This window comes from Streptomyces kanamyceticus (assembly GCF_008704495.1).
In the GTDB taxonomy this organism is placed as follows: Bacteria; Actinomycetota; Actinomycetes; order Streptomycetales; family Streptomycetaceae; genus Streptomyces; species Streptomyces kanamyceticus.
In genome coordinates, this window is sequence record NZ_CP023699.1 from 2,270,666 (window position 1) to 2,286,010 (window position 15,345).

At 73.6% G+C, this 15,345-nt stretch carries 13 protein-coding genes; 7 read left to right on the top strand and 6 right to left on the bottom strand.

Translation table 11 applies throughout. The features are described 5' to 3' along the window. Nucleotides 1–121 precede the first annotated feature (121 nt). On the top strand, nucleotides 122–313 hold the full coding sequence (locus CP970_RS09080) for a hypothetical protein (protein ID WP_055549028.1): 192 nt from the start codon (nucleotides 122–124) through the stop codon (nucleotides 311–313). Between the two features lie 43 nt (nucleotides 314–356). Here CP970_RS09080 and CP970_RS09085 read toward each other — a convergent pair whose 3' ends face one another. Further along, nucleotides 357–2,912 (bottom strand): polysaccharide lyase family 8 super-sandwich domain-containing protein, encoded by a 2,556-nt coding sequence (locus CP970_RS09085; protein WP_055549030.1) that lies wholly within the window; start codon nucleotides 2,910–2,912, stop codon nucleotides 357–359. 155 nt (nucleotides 2,913–3,067) lie between these two features. On the opposite strand from CP970_RS09085, the gene CP970_RS09090 reads away from it, so the two are divergent. Both CP970_RS09090 and CP970_RS09095 read left to right on the top strand, forming a co-directional pair. After that, nucleotides 3,068–4,336, top strand: coding sequence for a hypothetical protein (locus CP970_RS09090; protein WP_150493160.1), 1,269 nt, complete (start codon nucleotides 3,068–3,070; stop codon nucleotides 4,334–4,336). Beyond that, a complete protein-coding gene (locus CP970_RS09095; protein ID WP_055549035.1) occupies nucleotides 4,324–5,616 on the top strand; it encodes a hypothetical protein in 1,293 nt (430 codons plus the stop codon). The genes CP970_RS09090 and CP970_RS09095 overlap by 13 nt, the downstream gene beginning before the upstream one ends. Nucleotides 5,617–5,643: 27 nt before the next feature. On the opposite strand, the gene CP970_RS09100 is transcribed toward CP970_RS09095, so the two are convergent. Next, nucleotides 5,644–6,336: a pyridoxamine 5'-phosphate oxidase family protein gene (locus tag CP970_RS09100; protein ID WP_224058331.1), complete on the bottom strand. Its 693-nt coding sequence runs from the start codon at nucleotides 6,334–6,336 to the stop codon at nucleotides 5,644–5,646. A 204-nt stretch (nucleotides 6,337–6,540) separates the two neighbouring features. On the opposite strand from CP970_RS09100, the gene CP970_RS09105 reads away from it, so the two are divergent. After that, complete coding sequence (locus tag CP970_RS09105; protein WP_055549037.1) at nucleotides 6,541–9,393, top strand: glycoside hydrolase family 2 TIM barrel-domain containing protein; 2,853 nt, start codon at nucleotides 6,541–6,543, stop codon at nucleotides 9,391–9,393. A 9-nt stretch (nucleotides 9,394–9,402) separates the two neighbouring features. Here CP970_RS09105 and CP970_RS09110 read toward each other — a convergent pair whose 3' ends face one another. Both CP970_RS09110 and CP970_RS09115 read right to left on the bottom strand, forming a co-directional pair. After that, the gene (locus CP970_RS09110) at nucleotides 9,403–10,098 is read right to left on the bottom strand and encodes a hypothetical protein (protein WP_150493162.1); all 696 of its coding nucleotides are present in this window, start codon (nucleotides 10,096–10,098) and stop codon (nucleotides 9,403–9,405) included. A gap of 245 nt (nucleotides 10,099–10,343) precedes the next feature. Continuing rightward, nucleotides 10,344–11,162, bottom strand: a complete 819-nt coding sequence (locus tag CP970_RS09115; RefSeq protein ID WP_150493164.1) for a dienelactone hydrolase family protein — start codon at nucleotides 11,160–11,162, stop codon at nucleotides 10,344–10,346. A gap of 63 nt (nucleotides 11,163–11,225) precedes the next feature. Here CP970_RS09115 and CP970_RS44850 point away from each other — a divergent pair, with 63 nt between their 5' ends. Next, nucleotides 11,226–12,692 (top strand): hypothetical protein, encoded by a 1,467-nt coding sequence (locus tag CP970_RS44850; RefSeq protein ID WP_224058333.1) that lies wholly within the window; start codon nucleotides 11,226–11,228, stop codon nucleotides 12,690–12,692. A gap of 46 nt (nucleotides 12,693–12,738) precedes the next feature. After that, nucleotides 12,739–13,488, top strand: a complete 750-nt coding sequence (locus CP970_RS09125; protein WP_055554781.1) for a hypothetical protein — start codon at nucleotides 12,739–12,741, stop codon at nucleotides 13,486–13,488. Nucleotides 13,489–13,545: 57 nt separating this feature from the next. Here CP970_RS09125 and CP970_RS09130 read toward each other — a convergent pair whose 3' ends face one another. Further along, the gene (locus CP970_RS09130) at nucleotides 13,546–13,956 is read right to left on the bottom strand and encodes an NUDIX hydrolase (RefSeq protein ID WP_055554779.1); all 411 of its coding nucleotides are present in this window, start codon (nucleotides 13,954–13,956) and stop codon (nucleotides 13,546–13,548) included. Between the two features lie 226 nt (nucleotides 13,957–14,182). Here CP970_RS09130 and CP970_RS09135 point away from each other — a divergent pair, with 226 nt between their 5' ends. Continuing rightward, nucleotides 14,183–14,632 carry a VOC family protein gene (locus CP970_RS09135; RefSeq protein WP_055554777.1) on the top strand — a complete coding sequence of 150 codons (450 nt, stop codon included), beginning with the start codon at nucleotides 14,183–14,185 and terminating at the stop codon, nucleotides 14,630–14,632. Here the strand turns inward: CP970_RS09135 and CP970_RS09140 are convergent. Beyond that, nucleotides 14,603–15,343: a DUF6597 domain-containing transcriptional factor gene (locus CP970_RS09140; RefSeq protein WP_055554790.1), complete on the bottom strand. Its 741-nt coding sequence runs from the start codon at nucleotides 15,341–15,343 to the stop codon at nucleotides 14,603–14,605. The genes CP970_RS09135 and CP970_RS09140 overlap by 30 nt on opposite strands. Between the last annotated feature and the right edge of the window lie 2 nt (nucleotides 15,344–15,345).

Here is a 15,345-nt window from a genome sequence, read left to right on the forward strand (position 1 = left end):
CCCCGAACTCCCCAACCCCTTCCCGGAATTGCGCGCACCCGCGCGCCTGGGAGACACACAGGACCCGCTGTATACCGGGATGCCACCACCCGTCCCGTCCCTCAGTGAGGTGTGACCGCCGATGCCCTTCACCGTGCTCCTGCCGGTACTCGTCTGCGCCGCCGTCGCCCACGCCGCGGTCCGGCTCGTCCTGTGCGCGCTCGCCGCCCACGCCACCCGCAGGGCGCTCTCCCCGACGGCCGTCGGCACCGGCGTGCGCGCCCACCGCCTCGCCGTGCTCCGGGCGTTGCTCGACGTACTGGGGCGGCGGTGAGTACTGGGGCGGCGGTGAGTACTGGGGCGGCGCTGACGAGGGTCTAGCCGCGCAGCGTCACCGTGAAGCTCCTGCCGTACGCGTGGTGGGTGTCGACCTCGATGCGGGTGCCGCCGCGTGCCGGGGTCACCCGGATCCCGGGGTCGGCGGCGACGGTGCGCAGCGTCCGGCCGCGAAGCAGCAGCGTGACCGTGTCACGGGCCATGGTCGGGTCGGATACGGCGACGGTCGTCGTGCCGCGCGCCCCGCCTCGGCCTTCGCGGCGCACGAGGACCGAGGCGGGGCCCTCCACGCGCAGGTCCCCGGTCTCGTGGCGCCCCCGCGTGAAGCTGTTGGCGGCCGTCAGGCCGAGGCCCCGGTGGGTGACGGCTTGCAGGCGCGCCGTGTTGGAGAGGACTGCCAGCGGCCGCCCGTGGCGGTGGGCGCGCAGTTGTTCCTCGGTCGCGTTCGGCACCAACGCGTAGGCCAGGCTGGCCGGTTCGGCCCCGGCGGGCCCGTCCACCGTGACGCCGAGTACTGCGCGGGTGACGGCCGTGTCCGGGTTCGCGGTGCGGACGACGCGGCGGCTGCGGGTGACCCGGTCGAGGGCGACCCGCACGGGCGGGGTGTCGAGGAAGACGTAGCCGACGGCGGTGTGCCGCGTGGCGTTGACGTAGCGCAGCCAGCGCAGGGCGGCGGTGCCGGGCCCCGTCCAGGGGCGTCCGCCGCGGCGCGCCCCGGTGAGCGTGATCCGGTCGTCGGGGGCCGCGATCCGGGCGTCGACGGCCGTGGTGACGGCGCGCCCCGCCGCGTCGCCGACGTCCGCCGCGAGCACCACGATCTCGTCGTCGAGCAGGAACCACGACTTCGTGGCCGTCGCGCCCCGGTACACCACGAAGTCGGCGGGCAGGATCTCCCGGTCCCGGTACGCCACGTCGCTGGACTGCACCAGGCCCGCCGCGCCGTACGCCCCGAGGACGGCGCCGCCGGACCAGCCGTTGGTGCCGCGCGGGAAGTAGACGTAGGTGTTCTGCGACTCGGACGACGAGGTGAAGTGGAGCGGGTGCCCGGGGTTGTCGTAGTACGGCTTGCCGTACAACTCCGGTACGGTGCGGCGCTGTTCGACCGGCGCGGTGACGCCCGCGAGGCCGTAGGGCGAGACGGTGGTGAAGTAGTCGACGCCGTACGCCTGGGTCTGGTCCTGGCCCGCGAGATAGAGGTAGTGCGCGCCTTCGCCCTGGAACCACGGCAGGAGGTTCTCGCCGTTCATGTACTCGTACTTGCTGATCCGGTCGGAGCTGCGCGCGAGCGCGAACGCGTAACCGGGCCTGCGGTGCACCGTCTTGTCCATGGCGTTGAACGCGACACTGCGGGCCGCGGGGTTGAGGTCGGCGGGCGGCACGGAGGCGTCGGCGGCGATGTCGGCGTGGCGCACGATGCTGAGCGGCGAGACGAAGCGGGACGGGTCGAGAGGGGTGCGCGAGGTGGCCCCGATGTGCTTGACGTAGCTCTTCAGGGCGGTGGCAGCGGCGCCCGACGCGAGCGAGGAGAGGTCGACGACGGCCTCGACGACCACCGCGACATCGGTGTAGCCGGAGTCCGTGCGCGCCACCGCGCGGCCCTTCACGATCTCCATCATCCAGCCCTCGAAGATCAGCGGCGCGAACCCGTCGCGCACCCAGCCGTACACGGTCGGCACGAGCTCCTCGCCGTGCGCGTAGCCGGTGCCCGCCAGGATCAGGAGCGTCTGCACGACGCGGGTGAGCAGACCCTTTCCGTACGAGCCCGTGTAGGCGACGGAGCCGTGCTGGATGAAGGAGCCGTCGGCGTAGTGGCCGTCCGTGACCCCGTGTCTGAGGTCGTAGGGGTCGACGGTGACGAAGACCGTCAGCTGGTCGGTGAGGGCCTTGCCGATGCGCGCGTCGCCGCCCTCGGCCATGACGGCGCCTTGCAGGATGCGGTTGGTGGTGATGTCCGCGAGGTTGGCGCCGGTGTGGAAGCGGGAGTCGAGGTCGACGTCGCCGTTCTTGCCGTTGCGCAGGTAGGCGTCCATGGAGGCGAGGTAGGTGGCGATCAACTCGGGGCGCTGCGCCCGGACTTGGTCGGCGAGCAGCACGAGGGTCCGGCTGATGTGCTGGGATATCCCGATCTCCCAGTGGAACCAGTTGCCGTAGTAGCCCTTGGACTGGTCCCCGTAGTACCGCTCGTGCAACCAGACCAGAGCGTCGATCACGCGGCGCTGCACGGCCGCGTCGCCGTACAGGTCGGCGGGGGCGCCGGGGGTGCGGGTGACCAGGGCCGTCTCGTACAGACGGCGATAGGCGGTGTTCAGGTTGGCCTCGTCGGTGCCGAGCACCAGACCGGCGAAGAGCTCGCCTTCGCCCGCGTCGTCCATCGCCTTGAGGTTGGCGCGCGCGGTCTTCTCGACGGCGGCGAGCTTGGCGGCGGTCTCGGGGCGCGCGTTGGACGCCTCGGTCCCGGCGAAGAGGGCCACGGTGTTGGCGAGCAGCCGCGCGGTGTCACCGGCGGCGGCCGCGGCACCCGCGGGCGCCGCGGGCACCACCGCGAGGAGCCCCGCGGCCGAGAGAGCGGACAACAGGCGTCTGCGCGTGATCTCCATGGCGTCCTCCACCGACGAAGTGCCGTCCCGGCGGCCGGAGTCAAGCAGACGCCCCGGCGGCCGACAACCCACACGGCGCCCTGCGTCGCAGGCGGATTCCCGCCGGTTGATAGCGTCTTTCTGATCTTGCTGCGCCTACGGGGGAAGGGAACGCCATGCCCGGGATGGGTGCGCTGCGTGCGGCGCGGAAGAGGACCTGGCTGGTGGTGAGCGGTCTGGTGGTCGTGGTGGCGGCGTCCTCGGTGACGTGGTTCGCCGTCGCCGCGGACCGGGAGCGCGACGAGATCCGGGCCGCCAACGAGGGCCAGTTCACTCGGGCCTGCGCGGGCCTGCTCCCCGACGAGCTGCGCTCCTTCATGCCGGACGACGAGCGCGGCGACCTCGACGAACACGGCACCATGCTGCGCGCTTCGGGCGCGGGCGGGCCCCGGCAGGAGAGCCGCGCCCTGCTGGACTGCACGCTGTCGTGGGGCGAGCGCGGCGCGGGCTGGGAGCCCGACGCGCGGACGCGGGTGCGGGCCGAGGCCGCGCTGGGCCGCACCGACCCGCTCACGGCCGACGGAGGCTTCGAACTGCCGCTGCCTGAGAGCGCGTTGGGCTCCGTGTCCACCAGTGACCGGTTCGGCGGCAGCACGGTGACGGCCACCGTCCTCGCGGACTGCCCGAAGGGCCTGACCGGCCGGGTCCGCCCGTCGCGGGACCTGCTCGTCACGGTGGACCTGCCCTCGCGCGAAGGCGAGTACGACGTACCGAAGCCGGAGCGGCTCCTCGCCTCCCGCACGGCGGCGCGTGTCGCCAACTGGGTGACGAAGAAGCAGAGTTGCGGAGGCGAGCCGCTGTCCACGGAGCCCGGCCGCGACCGGACCGGGGCGTCGGAGGTCTGCGACTGGTTCAACCCCAAGGCGCTGCGCCTCTCACCGGGCCGCTGGTCCTTCGGCGGGAACGCCAAGACGTACAGCAGGCGCACGGGTGCGTGCGGCGGCCGGTGGGACGACACCATGGGCTCGCCCCGCCACCTCGGCATCAGGGCGGCGGACGCGGCGAGCTGGTCGGGCGTCCTCGCGAACGGGGCGTACGACAGCCATCAGGACAGCGGCGACGTCCCCGGACCCGGCAAGGGAAGCGCGCACGACAAGCCCATGACCATCGAGGAGTCCGGCAACGATCCGCAACTCGCCCTGTGGGCGCGCTCACGGTGCGACGCGGGCGCCACCTACCACCGCGTGACGGTGACGCCCGAGATCGACTTCGACCTCGGGATCGACGAAGGCAAGGCCGTCCTCGAACCGAAGGACCTGCGGCGGATCTCGGCGCGGGCGCGCGCCGTGCTCGACCGCTATCTGGCGGCGCCCGACGGCTGGCCGCGCCGCTCGCACTGCCGGGACACGAAGGTCATGGGAGAGGTGGCGTCGTGGCGCGACTGACGTGGGAGACGAAGGCGGGGCGCATCGTGCTCTCGTCCTGCGGGGCGCTGGTCGCGCTCGCGCTGATCGGGGGCGGCTACTACTGGTGGGGCGGCCCGCACGAGCGCCGCGTGGCGCGGCAGGTGCTCGACGAGGCGTGCGGGGGCGTGCTGCCGTCGGACGAGATACGGGCCGTCCTCGGCGAAGGGCCCTTCGAGAAGGGGCCCGGCCGGTCCGGGCCGAGCGACACGGAACAGGCCGAGGAAGGCGGCAAGAGCGGGATCCGGCAGGTGTCCTGCGCCGTCCAGCGCGACGAGGAGCACGGCGCGGGCCATCCGACGCACGACGCCTCCGTCGCGGTCACCGTGCGGAGCGTGCCGGAGCGGAAGGCGGCCGACACCGCGGCGGACCGCGTGTCCGAACGCCCGCGCGACTACGAGCTGTTGCCCCCGCTCCAGACGGACGGACTGCCGCCCGCCGCGCTCGGCAGCGGCTGGCGGGGCGTCTTCTCCACCGACGAGGGCTTCGACCACCGGTCCGGCGACGAATCGGCGACCACGTCGGTGCTCCTCGACTGCGCCCGCGACCGCGGCGGCCTGCTCGTCACGGTCGACGTGCACGAGGAGGACGTCACCCTCGACGACCCGCGGCGGCGCACCACCTATGCGCGCATCGCCACCGCGACGGCCGCCAAGGCTTCGCGGAAGTGGGGCTGCGACGCCGCGCTCGGCGAGCCTCTGCGCACGGTGGCGCTCCCGGTGAACGCCGACGAGGACGTGGCGCTCGCCGACGTGTCGGGGACCTGCCGCGGCCTTCCCGCACGGGGCTCCCGGGTGTCGCGGGCGTGGGAGGACGCGCGGTCCGGCGGCCCGGTCGAGGTGTGCGTGCTCGGGGGCGACGGGACCGGCATGCCCGCCGCCGCGGGCTTCGCCGACTCCACCGACGAGGCGCGGCGCTACCAACTCGTCGCGTACTACGGGCCGTTCGCCCAGGACGCGCGGGTCGGCCAGCAGGCGCGCCACGGCCGTTACTCCGAGGATCCCGTGCCCGGCGACGCCCCCGCGGGACACCTCGCGGGCGGCGGTCACTGGGCGAGCGCCGCATGCGAGGACGGCGGCGGGCCCGCGCTGTTCACGGTGCGGCCGAGCGACGCCTCGGACGGGAACGAGTACGGCAAGGACGGCAAGCTCCTGGGGCCGAAGACGTCGGCGGCCGACCTGGCGTACGAACGCGCCGCATTGAAGGAGTTCGCGCGGCGCTCGGCCTCGGCACACGGCTGCGCGGCGCCAAAGCTGCCCTGAGTCCGACCGGTTACGAACCCGTCGTTGTCATCCCTGCTGGGTCCCGCTCCGCCCCGCGATGTGCGGCGGCGGCGCGATCCCGGCGGGCAGCAGCGGGTCGGGTACGGGCGCGCCCCAGGTGGCGGTGAGCGGCAGGTTGCCCGCCCAGACGCCGAGCTCCGCGTCCGGGCCATCGCCGTCGTCCGGCGGCCCGACGGCGGTCTTCACCGACGCCTCCGCGAGGGAGAGCGCGAGCAGGGTCGTCGCGGCGAGCTCCTTGCGGCTGGGGCGGCGGGCGTAGTCCCACTGTCCCGGCGTCGCGTGCTCGGTGAGCAGCCGAAGTCCGCGCAGCTTCTCCTCGGGGTCCGTCACCCGGCGCGGCACTCCGTGGATCATCGCGCTGCGGTAGTTCACGCCGTGCTCGAACACGGAGCGGGCCAGGACGAGCCCGTCGACGTGGGTGACGGTGACGCAGACGGCCGCCTCGGGGTCGGCGGCCAGGCTGCGGCTGGCGACGGAGCCGTGCAGGAAGAGGTCGGCGCCGTCGTGGCCGTAGACGGTGGGGACGACCATCGGGTGTCCCTCGACGACGACACCGAGGTGGCAGACGAAGCCCGCGTCGAGTATCGCTTCGAGGTCCGTACGCGCCAGCCTGCCCTGGTCGCGCAGGCGGCGGTGCCGGGTGCGGTCGGTGACGGGCAGCTCGGCGGGCAGCGGCGACTGCTGAGATCGTTGGTTCACACGGCCACAAGTTACCGATATCGCGTACCAGAAGCCATGGTTCGACGAATTCCGTCAGCGTCGGCGCATCCGGGTGCTGTTTCCGCAGCCGCCCCCTCGCCTGTCCGAGCCCGGTCCACCTGTCCAAGCCAGGACCGAAGAGTCCAACGACTCCCGGTCCGAAACAATTGTGACGCGGTGCCCGGGCGCGGTCTGATGGAACGCATGGAGCTTCCCCACCACGAGGACGTGTCCCCCGGTTCCGGCAGCCTCCCGCCCCGCGCGTGGTACGCGGCGTCGGACGCCCCCAGCCTCCCCCTCGACGGCACCTGGCGCTTCCGCCTCTCCCCCACCGCCGACACGGCCGACGAGTCGTTCGCGGCCGACGGCTTCGACGCCAGCGCCTGGGCGGGGATCGCGGTCCCCGGCCACTGGGTGCTGCAGGGCCACGGCACACCGCACTACACCAACCAGCTCTATCCGTTCCCCGTCGACCCACCGCGCGTCCCCACCGAGAACCCGACCGGCGACCATCTGCGCACCTTCGACCTGCCCGCCGACTGGCCGTCCGGCGGCGACGCGACGCTCCGCTTCGACGGCGTCGAGTCCTGCGCCCGCGTCTGGCTGAACGGCACGCGGCTCGGCGAGTTCAAGGGCTCCCGGCTCCCGCACGAATTCGCGGTCGGCGCCCTGCTGCGCCCGGAGGGCAACGTCCTCGCGGTCCGCGTCCACCAGTGGTCGTCCGGCTCGTACCTGGAGGACCAGGACCAGTGGTGGCTGCCCGGCATCTTCCGCGGGGTGACGCTGCTGCACCGCCCTGCCGGCTGCGCGGGTGACTACTTCGTACACGCCTCGTACGACCATCGCGCGGGGACCGGCACGTTGCGCGTCGACTCGGACGTCCAAGGGCGCGTCACCGTACCGGAGTTGGGCATCGAAGCCGCGACGGGCGAGACGGTCACCGTGCCGGTGCGGCCGTGGACCGCCGAGACGCCTCGGCTGTACGACGCGGTGCTCGCCACGCCCGGCGAGCGGATCCCGCTGCGCGTCGGCTTCCGCACGGTCGCCGTCGAGGACGGCGTCATCAAGGTCAACGGCCGCCGGATCCTCTTCCGGGGCGTGAACCGCCACGAGTTCCACCCGGACACGGGCCGCGCGGTGGGCATCGACACGATGCGCGCCGACCTGCTCCTGATGAAGCGTCACCACATCAACGCCGTCCGCGCCAGCCACTATCCGCCCCACCCCGCCTTCCTCGACCTCTGCGACGAGCTGGGCCTGTGGGTCGTCGACGAGTGCGACCTGGAGACGCACGGCTTCACCGTGCGGCAGTGGCGCGGCAATCCGGCCGACGACGAGCGCTGGACGCCCGCGCTCCTGGACCGCGCGTCCCGCATGGTCGAGCGCGACAAGAACCACGCCTCGGTGATCGTCTGGTCGCTCGGCAACGAATGCGGCACGGGCCGCGGCCTCACCGCCATGGCCGAGTGGATCCGCGCCCGCGACCCCGACCGCCTCATCCACTACGAGGGCGACAGGTCCTGCGCGGACACCGACCTCTACTCGCGGATGTACGCCGACCACGCCGAGGTCGAGCGGATCGGCCGCGGCACGGACGAAGGGGGACCCGACCCCCGCCGCCAACTCCCCTTCGTCCTCTGCGAGTACGCGCACGCGATGGGCAACGGCCCCGGTGGCCTGAGCGAGTACCAGCGCCTCTTCGAGACGTACGACCGTCTCCAGGGCGGCTTCGTCTGGGAGTGGATCGACCACGGGCTCACCCATCCGGCGTACGGGTACGCGTACGGCGGCGACTTCGGCGAGCGGCCCCACGACGGGAACTTCGTCTGCGACGGGCTGCTCTTCCCCGACCGCACGCCGTCCCCCGGCCTGATCGAGTACAAGAAGGTGATCGAGCCGGTCCGCATCGAGGGCGACGGCCGCGACGGCACGCTGCGGATCACCAACCTGTACGACTTCGCCGACCTCTCCCACCTCGCCTTCACCTGGTCGTACGAGGTGGCGGGCGAGAGCGTCGCCGACGGCGTGCTGCCCGTGCCCGCCACGGGACCCGGCGAGAGCGCCGAGGTGAAGCTGCCGCCCGCGCCGACGCGCGGCAAGGACGCGGAGACGCAGTGGACGGTGCGCGCGGTGCTCGCCGACGACACGGCGTGGGCACCGCGCGGCCATGTGGTGGCGTGGGCCCAACTGCCCGTGGAGACCGGCACGCCCCTCCCCGCGCCGGGCGGCACGCCCCCGGTACGGGACGGCAGCCGGATCACCCTCGGCCCCGCGGTCTTCGACGCGCGCTCCGGGACGCTGCTCTCCCTCGGCGCCCGGGAGATCACCGACCTGCGCCTCGACGTGTGGCGCGCCCCCACCGACAACGACAACGGCATGCCCTGGCGCCCCGAGCCCTCGCTCGCGACGCGCTGGCGCAGGGTCGGCCTCGACCGCATGCAACACCGCCTGGACGCGGTGGAGTTGGGGGCCGATTCGCTGACCGTACGCACCCGGGTGGCGCCCGCGGCGAGCGACCTGGCCCTGCGTACGACGTACCACTGGCAGTCCGATGGAACCCGCCTCCTCCTACAGCTCGCCGTGGCACCGGAGGGCGAATGGCCGGTCCCCCTCCCCCGGCTCGGCATCCGCTTCGGCCTCCCCGGCCCGCACGGCCGGGTCAGGTGGTTCGGCGGCGGCCCCGGCGAGGCCTACCCCGACACCCGCACTGCCGCCATGCTCGGCATCTGGGAATCGGACGTCGCCGACTTCCAAACCCCCTACGTCCGCCCCCAGGAGAACGGCGCCCGCCCCGACATCCGCTGGGCGGAACTGGGCGGCCTGCGCATCGACACCGACCACGCCCTGTGGCTCACGGCCCGCCCCTGGACCACGGAACACCTGGACGCCGCCACCCACCGCCCCGACCTCACTCCCGGCGACACGCTCTGGGTCAACCTGGACATCGCCCAGCACGGCATCGGCACGCAGTCGTGCGGCCCAGGGGTGCTGCCGCCGTACGAACTCCACGCGACGGCCGCGTCGTTGAGCTGCGTCTTCTCGCTCACGGCTCCGTGATGCCCGCCGTCACGGAACGTCCCCCAGGAGCCCGGGAAGCTCCCGCCAGTCCTCGACCGCCCCGGACACGAGAGCCTCGACCTGCTTCTCGCCCTCCACCCTGAGCACGTCCCGCAAGCACGCGCAGTCGGCCAACTCCACGCCCGTGAGCACACACACGCAGATGCCCGCCAGCTGCAACCCGCGTGCGGCGGCGGCCAGTTGCGCGTCGAAAGGCAGCGCGAGGCGGCTCGCCAGCTCACGGGCGAACGCCACCATCAGGCCGCTTCCGCCCGCCCTGTCCACCGCGCCCGCCACACCGCCGCCGATCGCGCCGTGCAGGCTCTTCCTGAGTTCCAGGATGTCCCGCGCCGCCTTCGCGAGCTCATCGCAGCCGCCGCCCCGGCGGCGGCTCTCCCGCACGAGTGCCTGCCACGTCCTGTCCGTCACATACGTGGCGGCCCTGGCGGAGATCGCGGCGACCGGGTCGTCGGCCAGCGCGTCGGCGCACCAGCGCGCGAGTTCGGTCGGCAGCCGGTCGTCCGCGCCCGCTTCGGCGGGCCGCCGCGCGCCGGGCGCCGTACTCCTTCTCGCCGCGCTCGAATCCGGGGACGACAGCGCCCAGTTGGGCCTACCGCGGTGCTGCCAGCACACCACTCCGGCCGACCGCACGCGGTGTCGGCATGCGGTGTGCTTCTTCGTCTCCGCGCCACAGAGATACCCCATGGCCCGAGTGTCGGAAGCAGCCATCAGGGCGGCAACGCGCCCTCCGACGACGCACCTGATACCGGCCTCGGCTACGCGTCCTGAACAGCCTCAGTACGCGGCGCCCACGACGCGCCGGTCGTCCCACCGGCCGTCCACCGCCTCACACCATGCCCCGTCACACTCCCCGGAACCGCGAACCGGCCGATCCCCACCGCGCCCCTTCGACGCGAAACTCCCCCGGCGCGCCTGCCGAGCGGGCTTCGTCACGCGGCGGGCCCGGGGTCGAGCCGTTCCCGCAGGAACCCCACCACCCGCTCCCGCGCCGCGAGAGCGGGGTGGCCGGGGGTCTCGCGGACCTCCTCGGTCAGGACGGCGTGCGCGTGCTTGCCGAAGCCCGCCTCGTTGCCCGGTGCCGAGTCCAGTTCGATCACCTCGAAGGCGTCGCCGAAGTGGCGGCGCAGGGTGGCGAAGCGGTCGTCAGGGACCAGTGTGTCGCCGCTGAAGCGGAGGCCGAGTGCGCACAGGCCCTCGTTCTTGCTGCGGGCCACGACCGTGTCGAACTCGGCGCGGGACAGGCCCGGGTCGACCCGACGGGCGCGGCTCACCGGGAACGGGAGGGAGGGCTGGCTGAGCACCGGGGCGACGACGGCGCCGTCCACGGCCGCGGCGAGCGCGAAGCCGCCCGTGAAGCACATGCCGATGACGCCGACACCGGGGCCCGGCGTGCGGGACGCCAGGTCGCGGGCGAGGGTGCGGAGGTAGTCCGCGAAGGGGCGGCGCGCGTTCGTGGCGAAGGCGCGGAACTCGGCGGTGACGCAGAGCCTGGCCATCACCCCGAGCGCGTACGGCGCCGAAACCGGACGGCCCGGCTCGCCGAAGGGGGACGGGATCACGACGGTGAACCCCTGATCCACCAGATGGTCGCCGAGAGCGAGCACGCCGGGATGCACGCCGGGGATTTCGGGAACCAGGACGACCCCCGGACCTGTCCCCTTCTCATAGACATCATGGGTGAACCCGGCTCCGGTGAACGGGGCCCTGCGCCAGCCGGTGAGGTCCGACGTCGGTGGGGAACCGGGCACGGGGCTCACTCCCTTTCGTCACACATGTCTGATGGGTAAGTGGAGTTCATGCATACAGCACACGTGCGCGGAAGCACAGACCCCACCGGGCCGCCCCCCGTGCCACCGGAGCCGCCGGAGCCGCCGCCCGGACGGATCGTGGCGTGGCTCGGCAGACTCGGGCCCCTGGCCGTGGCGTATGCCGTCTTCCAAGCCCTCGTGGGCCTGCTGCCCGAAGGCCTGTTCGGGGACGCCGCCCGCTACTCGCTGGCCGTGGTCAGCGGCGTCGGCACGGGCGCCTGCGCCTGGCTGGCGGGCGCGCTGCTCCGGGCCAGGTCGGCGGGGCAGGGGCAAGGACAAGGGCAGGGGCAGCAGGACGGGGACGGGGCGGGTGACGGGGGCGACGACGGTCTCGACGGGGTGCCCTCGCCGCGCGGGCCCCGGACGGCGGCCGCCCGCGGCTCCGCCGCACCCGAGCCGGGTCAGCCCGGCCCGCTGCCCGGCCTCTCCGCCGCCTCGTACGCCACGCTCGCCGACCGTCTCACCGTCTTCGACGACCCGCTGCGCGGCCGGCTCACCGGCTGGCCGCACGACCTCGACGAACAGCCGACGCCGATCCGGCCGACCGCGACCGGCACCGCGTACGGACTGCACATCGCCCTCGAACTCGGCGCGCCCGACGGCCGGTTGCGCACCTCGGAGCTGGTGGAGACGCTGTGGCGGCTGCGCCTTCCCGAGGGCGGCTGGGCCGCGCGCTCCCAGGGCGTGGTGGGCCGCCCCGAGGTGACCGCGCTGGTGCTCGGCGCACTCGCGCGGGCCGGTGCGGACCCGCAGCGCCTGGCCGCGGAGGCGGAGCGGTGCACCGCGCGCTTCAGCCGTGAACTGGAGCCCGCCGGGGTGGAGATGACCCATGTCGTCACCACGGTGCTGCGCGGTCTGCTGCGGGCCGCGCCCGACTCCCCCGCCCTGCCGATCCTGCGGGACGCCCTCGTCGACGGCGCCGTCACCGACCCGGCGCGCGACCACCGGCGCTGCTGGGGCGCCCGCCTCACGCCGCTGCGCGGCCGGGCGGTCACGCCCTCGTCCGTGCACACCGCGCAGGCCGTGGTCGCCCTGGACCGGGCCGCCCGCCTCTTCGGCGAGGACTCGAACGCCCGCGCGGCTCGCGAGGAGGGCGTCCGCTGGCTGCTCTCCTGCCCGGGTCCCGCGCACGACGGCTGCGAGGACCTGGAGAGCAGCCACGACACGGTGCGCCGCCCGCACCCGGTCGACGCCTCGCGCCACGAGGTGCTCTCCGTACGGCACTTCGCCGCGGCCTGGGTGATGCGGGCACTGCTCACACCGGGCGCCGTGCGGACCGCGGCGGACGAAGGCCAGGAGGCGGCCTGGCAGGAGCTGCTCTCGGGCGCGGCCGCCTCGGTGTGGCGCCAGCAGGACGGCGGGATCTGGTCGTGGGACGGGGGCGATCTCGCCTACCCGATGTGGATGACCTATCAGGGACTTTCGGCGCTGCGGGCACATGCCGTATGGATGTATCAGCCGGGTACTTGAACCCCGGGGCTCGGCGCGGTCGCGCGGGGACGAGGGGGAGAGTGCATTGGGTGGTCGGCACGTCCACAGCGCCAGGCGGCTCCTCGAAGGGGCCCTGGACGGGCCGTCCGACGTCCAGGACGGCCCCGACGAGGAGGGTGTCGTGCGGGCCGCACGCGAGGTCGTCACCGAACTGGGCGCCCCGGAAAGGCTGTTGCCGCTGGTGCGGGAGCTGGCGGAGGGCGCGGGCGACCCCTCGGGGTGCGCGCTCCTCTCGTACCGCCACGTCCTCGGCTTCGACAAGCTGCTCCTGATCGACGGCGGCCCCCGGCACATGCTGCGTGCCCACGTGTGGCATCCGGGCTCCGGGGCGCGCGAGGACATCCACAACCACCGTTCGCCGCTGGCCTCTTGCGTGGTGCGGGGCGCGCTCGGCATGGAGCTCTACGAACCCGCCGACCCCGCGGCGGGCGGCGGCATCGCCGCGTCCTGGTACCGGGAGTCCCTGTCGGGCGAGGAGGGCGACTGGCACCTGGAACCGGCGGGCAGGGCGCGGCTGCGGCTCACCCAGACGGCCCGGTACGCGGCGGGCAGCGGCTACGCGCTGCCGTCGTACGCCCTGCACCGCGCGTGGTGCGCCTCGACGGGCCCGACGGTCACGCTGTTCCTGGAGACCGGGTCGGGCCGACGGCGGTACACGGACGTGTTCACCGGCGCGGACACCCATGCGGCGGAGGTCACGAAGAAGCCTCTTGAGGTGCGGGACTATCTCGCCGAACTGACCGCGCTCGCCGACCTGATCGGCCGCACGCCCTGAGTGGCCTCACGCCTTGAGCGGCCTCACGCCTTGAGCGGCCTCACGCCTTGAGCGGCCTCAGCTGAACGCCTGGCGGACGATCTCGCGGTTGTAGTCGTCGATCTCCACCGTGCCGAGCTCGGCGGGGGTCAGCCAGCGGTGGTCCTGGTCGGCGAGCGGCAGGACCACGTCGAAGGTGAGCGGCCTGATCAGGAAGTTGTCCTGCCAGTTCTTCACCTCGTGCCCCCGGTAGGTACTGACGAAGGACGACTCACCGACCTTGCGCAGCACCCGGCCGAGCAGCCCGGTCTCCTCCTTCAGCTCGCGCAGGACGCCGTCGCGCGGACTCTCGTCCGGCTCCAGCTTTCCGCACGGCACTCCCCACACCCGGGGCAGGAACCGCTCACTCGCGCTGCGCCGCACGAGCAGCACGCGGCCGCGGTGCGTCACGACAGCGGCCGCCAACCGGTTGTCACCGGGATAGTCCATGCCTTCCAACGTAGCGGGGATTCAGGAAGGGTGACAGTCAGGCGAGGGGCCCGGGGGCCATCGGGTCGCGTTCTGCCTGGTCGGGCCGGAGCGGAGGGTAGACGTCCGTCAACAGACGGCGTAGTCCATCACTCGTACGCGCCGGACGGCGGCTTGCCGTCGCGTCCGTTTCGCCGTGTCCGTTTCCTTCAAGACCGGGCGCCGGGCCGCTGCCTACGCTGCGGACATGAACAGCACACCGACACCGACATCGACACCGACACCGACACCACGCTTCGACCTGATCGGCATCGTCACCTCCGACCTGACCGCGTCGCTCGCCTTCTACCGCAGGCTCGGCCTGGAGTTCCCGCCGGGCTCCGAGGACCAGCCGCACGTGGAGGCCGTGCTCCCCGGCGGCCTGCGCCTCGCCTTCGACACCGAGGCCACCGTCAGCTCCTTCGCGCCTGACTGGACCCCGCCCACGAGCGCGGGCCGGATCGGGCTCGCCTTCCACTGCGGTACGGCCGCGGGGGTCGACGCGGTCCACACGGAACTGATGGACGCCGGATACAAGAGCGAGATGGCCCCGTGGAACGCGCAGTGGGGCCAGCGGTACGCCGTCGTGCTCGACCCGGACGGGAACGGCGTCGACCTCTTCGCCCCGCTAGCCCCCGCCGAAGCCCCCGCCGAGTAGCGCGGTCAGCGGCAGCCCGGTCAACTCCTTGACGTCGCGGGCGAGATGGGCCTGGTCGGCGAAGCCCGCGACGGCGGCCGTGGCCGCGTACGGCGTGCCCGCTCGGGCCAGCGCGAGCGCCCGCTGCAGGCGCAGGACGCGCCCGAGCGTCTTGGGTCCGTAGCCGAACGCGGGCAGTGAACGCCGGTGCAGCAGACGGGCGTTGACGCCCGCGGCGGCCGCCGTCGCGGCGACCGAACGGCCCGCTGCCAGGGATCTGACGACGTGCGCGAGGAGCGGGTCGGGCGCCTCCGCATCGGCGGCCCGCTCCGCGGCGAGGGACTCCAGGGCGGCCATCGGGTCGCGCGCGGCGTCCACCCGCTCGACGAGCCGCCGCGCCTGTGCGGCGGTCCACAGGTCGGCGAGCTCCACCCGCCGGTCGCGCAGTTCGTCCGCGGGCACGCCGAGGAAGGCGGGCGCGGTGCCGGGGTAGAAGCGGACGCCGACGTACCGTCCCGCCGCGCCGCCGGGATCGTACGCATGGGTGTCCGGGCCCGCGACGAACAACCTGCCCTCGGTCCACAGAAGGTCCATGCAGCCGTCCGGCAGCACCGGGCGGGCGTCACCCGGGCCGTCCGCCGACCGCCGGGTCCACACGACCGCGCCTCTGAGCAGGGGCGAAGGCCGCTCCCGGTAGGCCGCGGCGTCGCCGGACGCGCTCTCCTCGGTCACGG

What these genes read in the sequence shown, in the direction of transcription:
- CP970_RS09135 (WP_055554777.1), top strand. Translation starts at nt 14,183, where the DNA reads ATGAACAGCACACCGACACCGACATCGACACCGACACCGACACCACGC.
- CP970_RS09130 (WP_055554779.1), bottom strand. Translation starts at nt 13,956, where the DNA reads ATGGACTATCCCGGTGACAACCGGTTGGCGGCCGCTGTCGTGACGCAC.
- CP970_RS09085 (WP_055549030.1), bottom strand. Translation starts at nt 2,912, where the DNA reads ATGGAGATCACGCGCAGACGCCTGTTGTCCGCTCTCTCGGCCGCGGGG.
- CP970_RS09105 (WP_055549037.1), top strand. Translation starts at nt 6,541, where the DNA reads ATGGAGCTTCCCCACCACGAGGACGTGTCCCCCGGTTCCGGCAGCCTC.
- CP970_RS09090 (WP_150493160.1), top strand. Translation starts at nt 3,068, where the DNA reads ATGCCCGGGATGGGTGCGCTGCGTGCGGCGCGGAAGAGGACCTGGCTG.
- CP970_RS09080 (WP_055549028.1), top strand. Translation starts at nt 122, where the DNA reads ATGCCCTTCACCGTGCTCCTGCCGGTACTCGTCTGCGCCGCCGTCGCC.
- CP970_RS09110 (WP_150493162.1), bottom strand. Translation starts at nt 10,098, where the DNA reads ATGGGGTATCTCTGTGGCGCGGAGACGAAGAAGCACACCGCATGCCGA.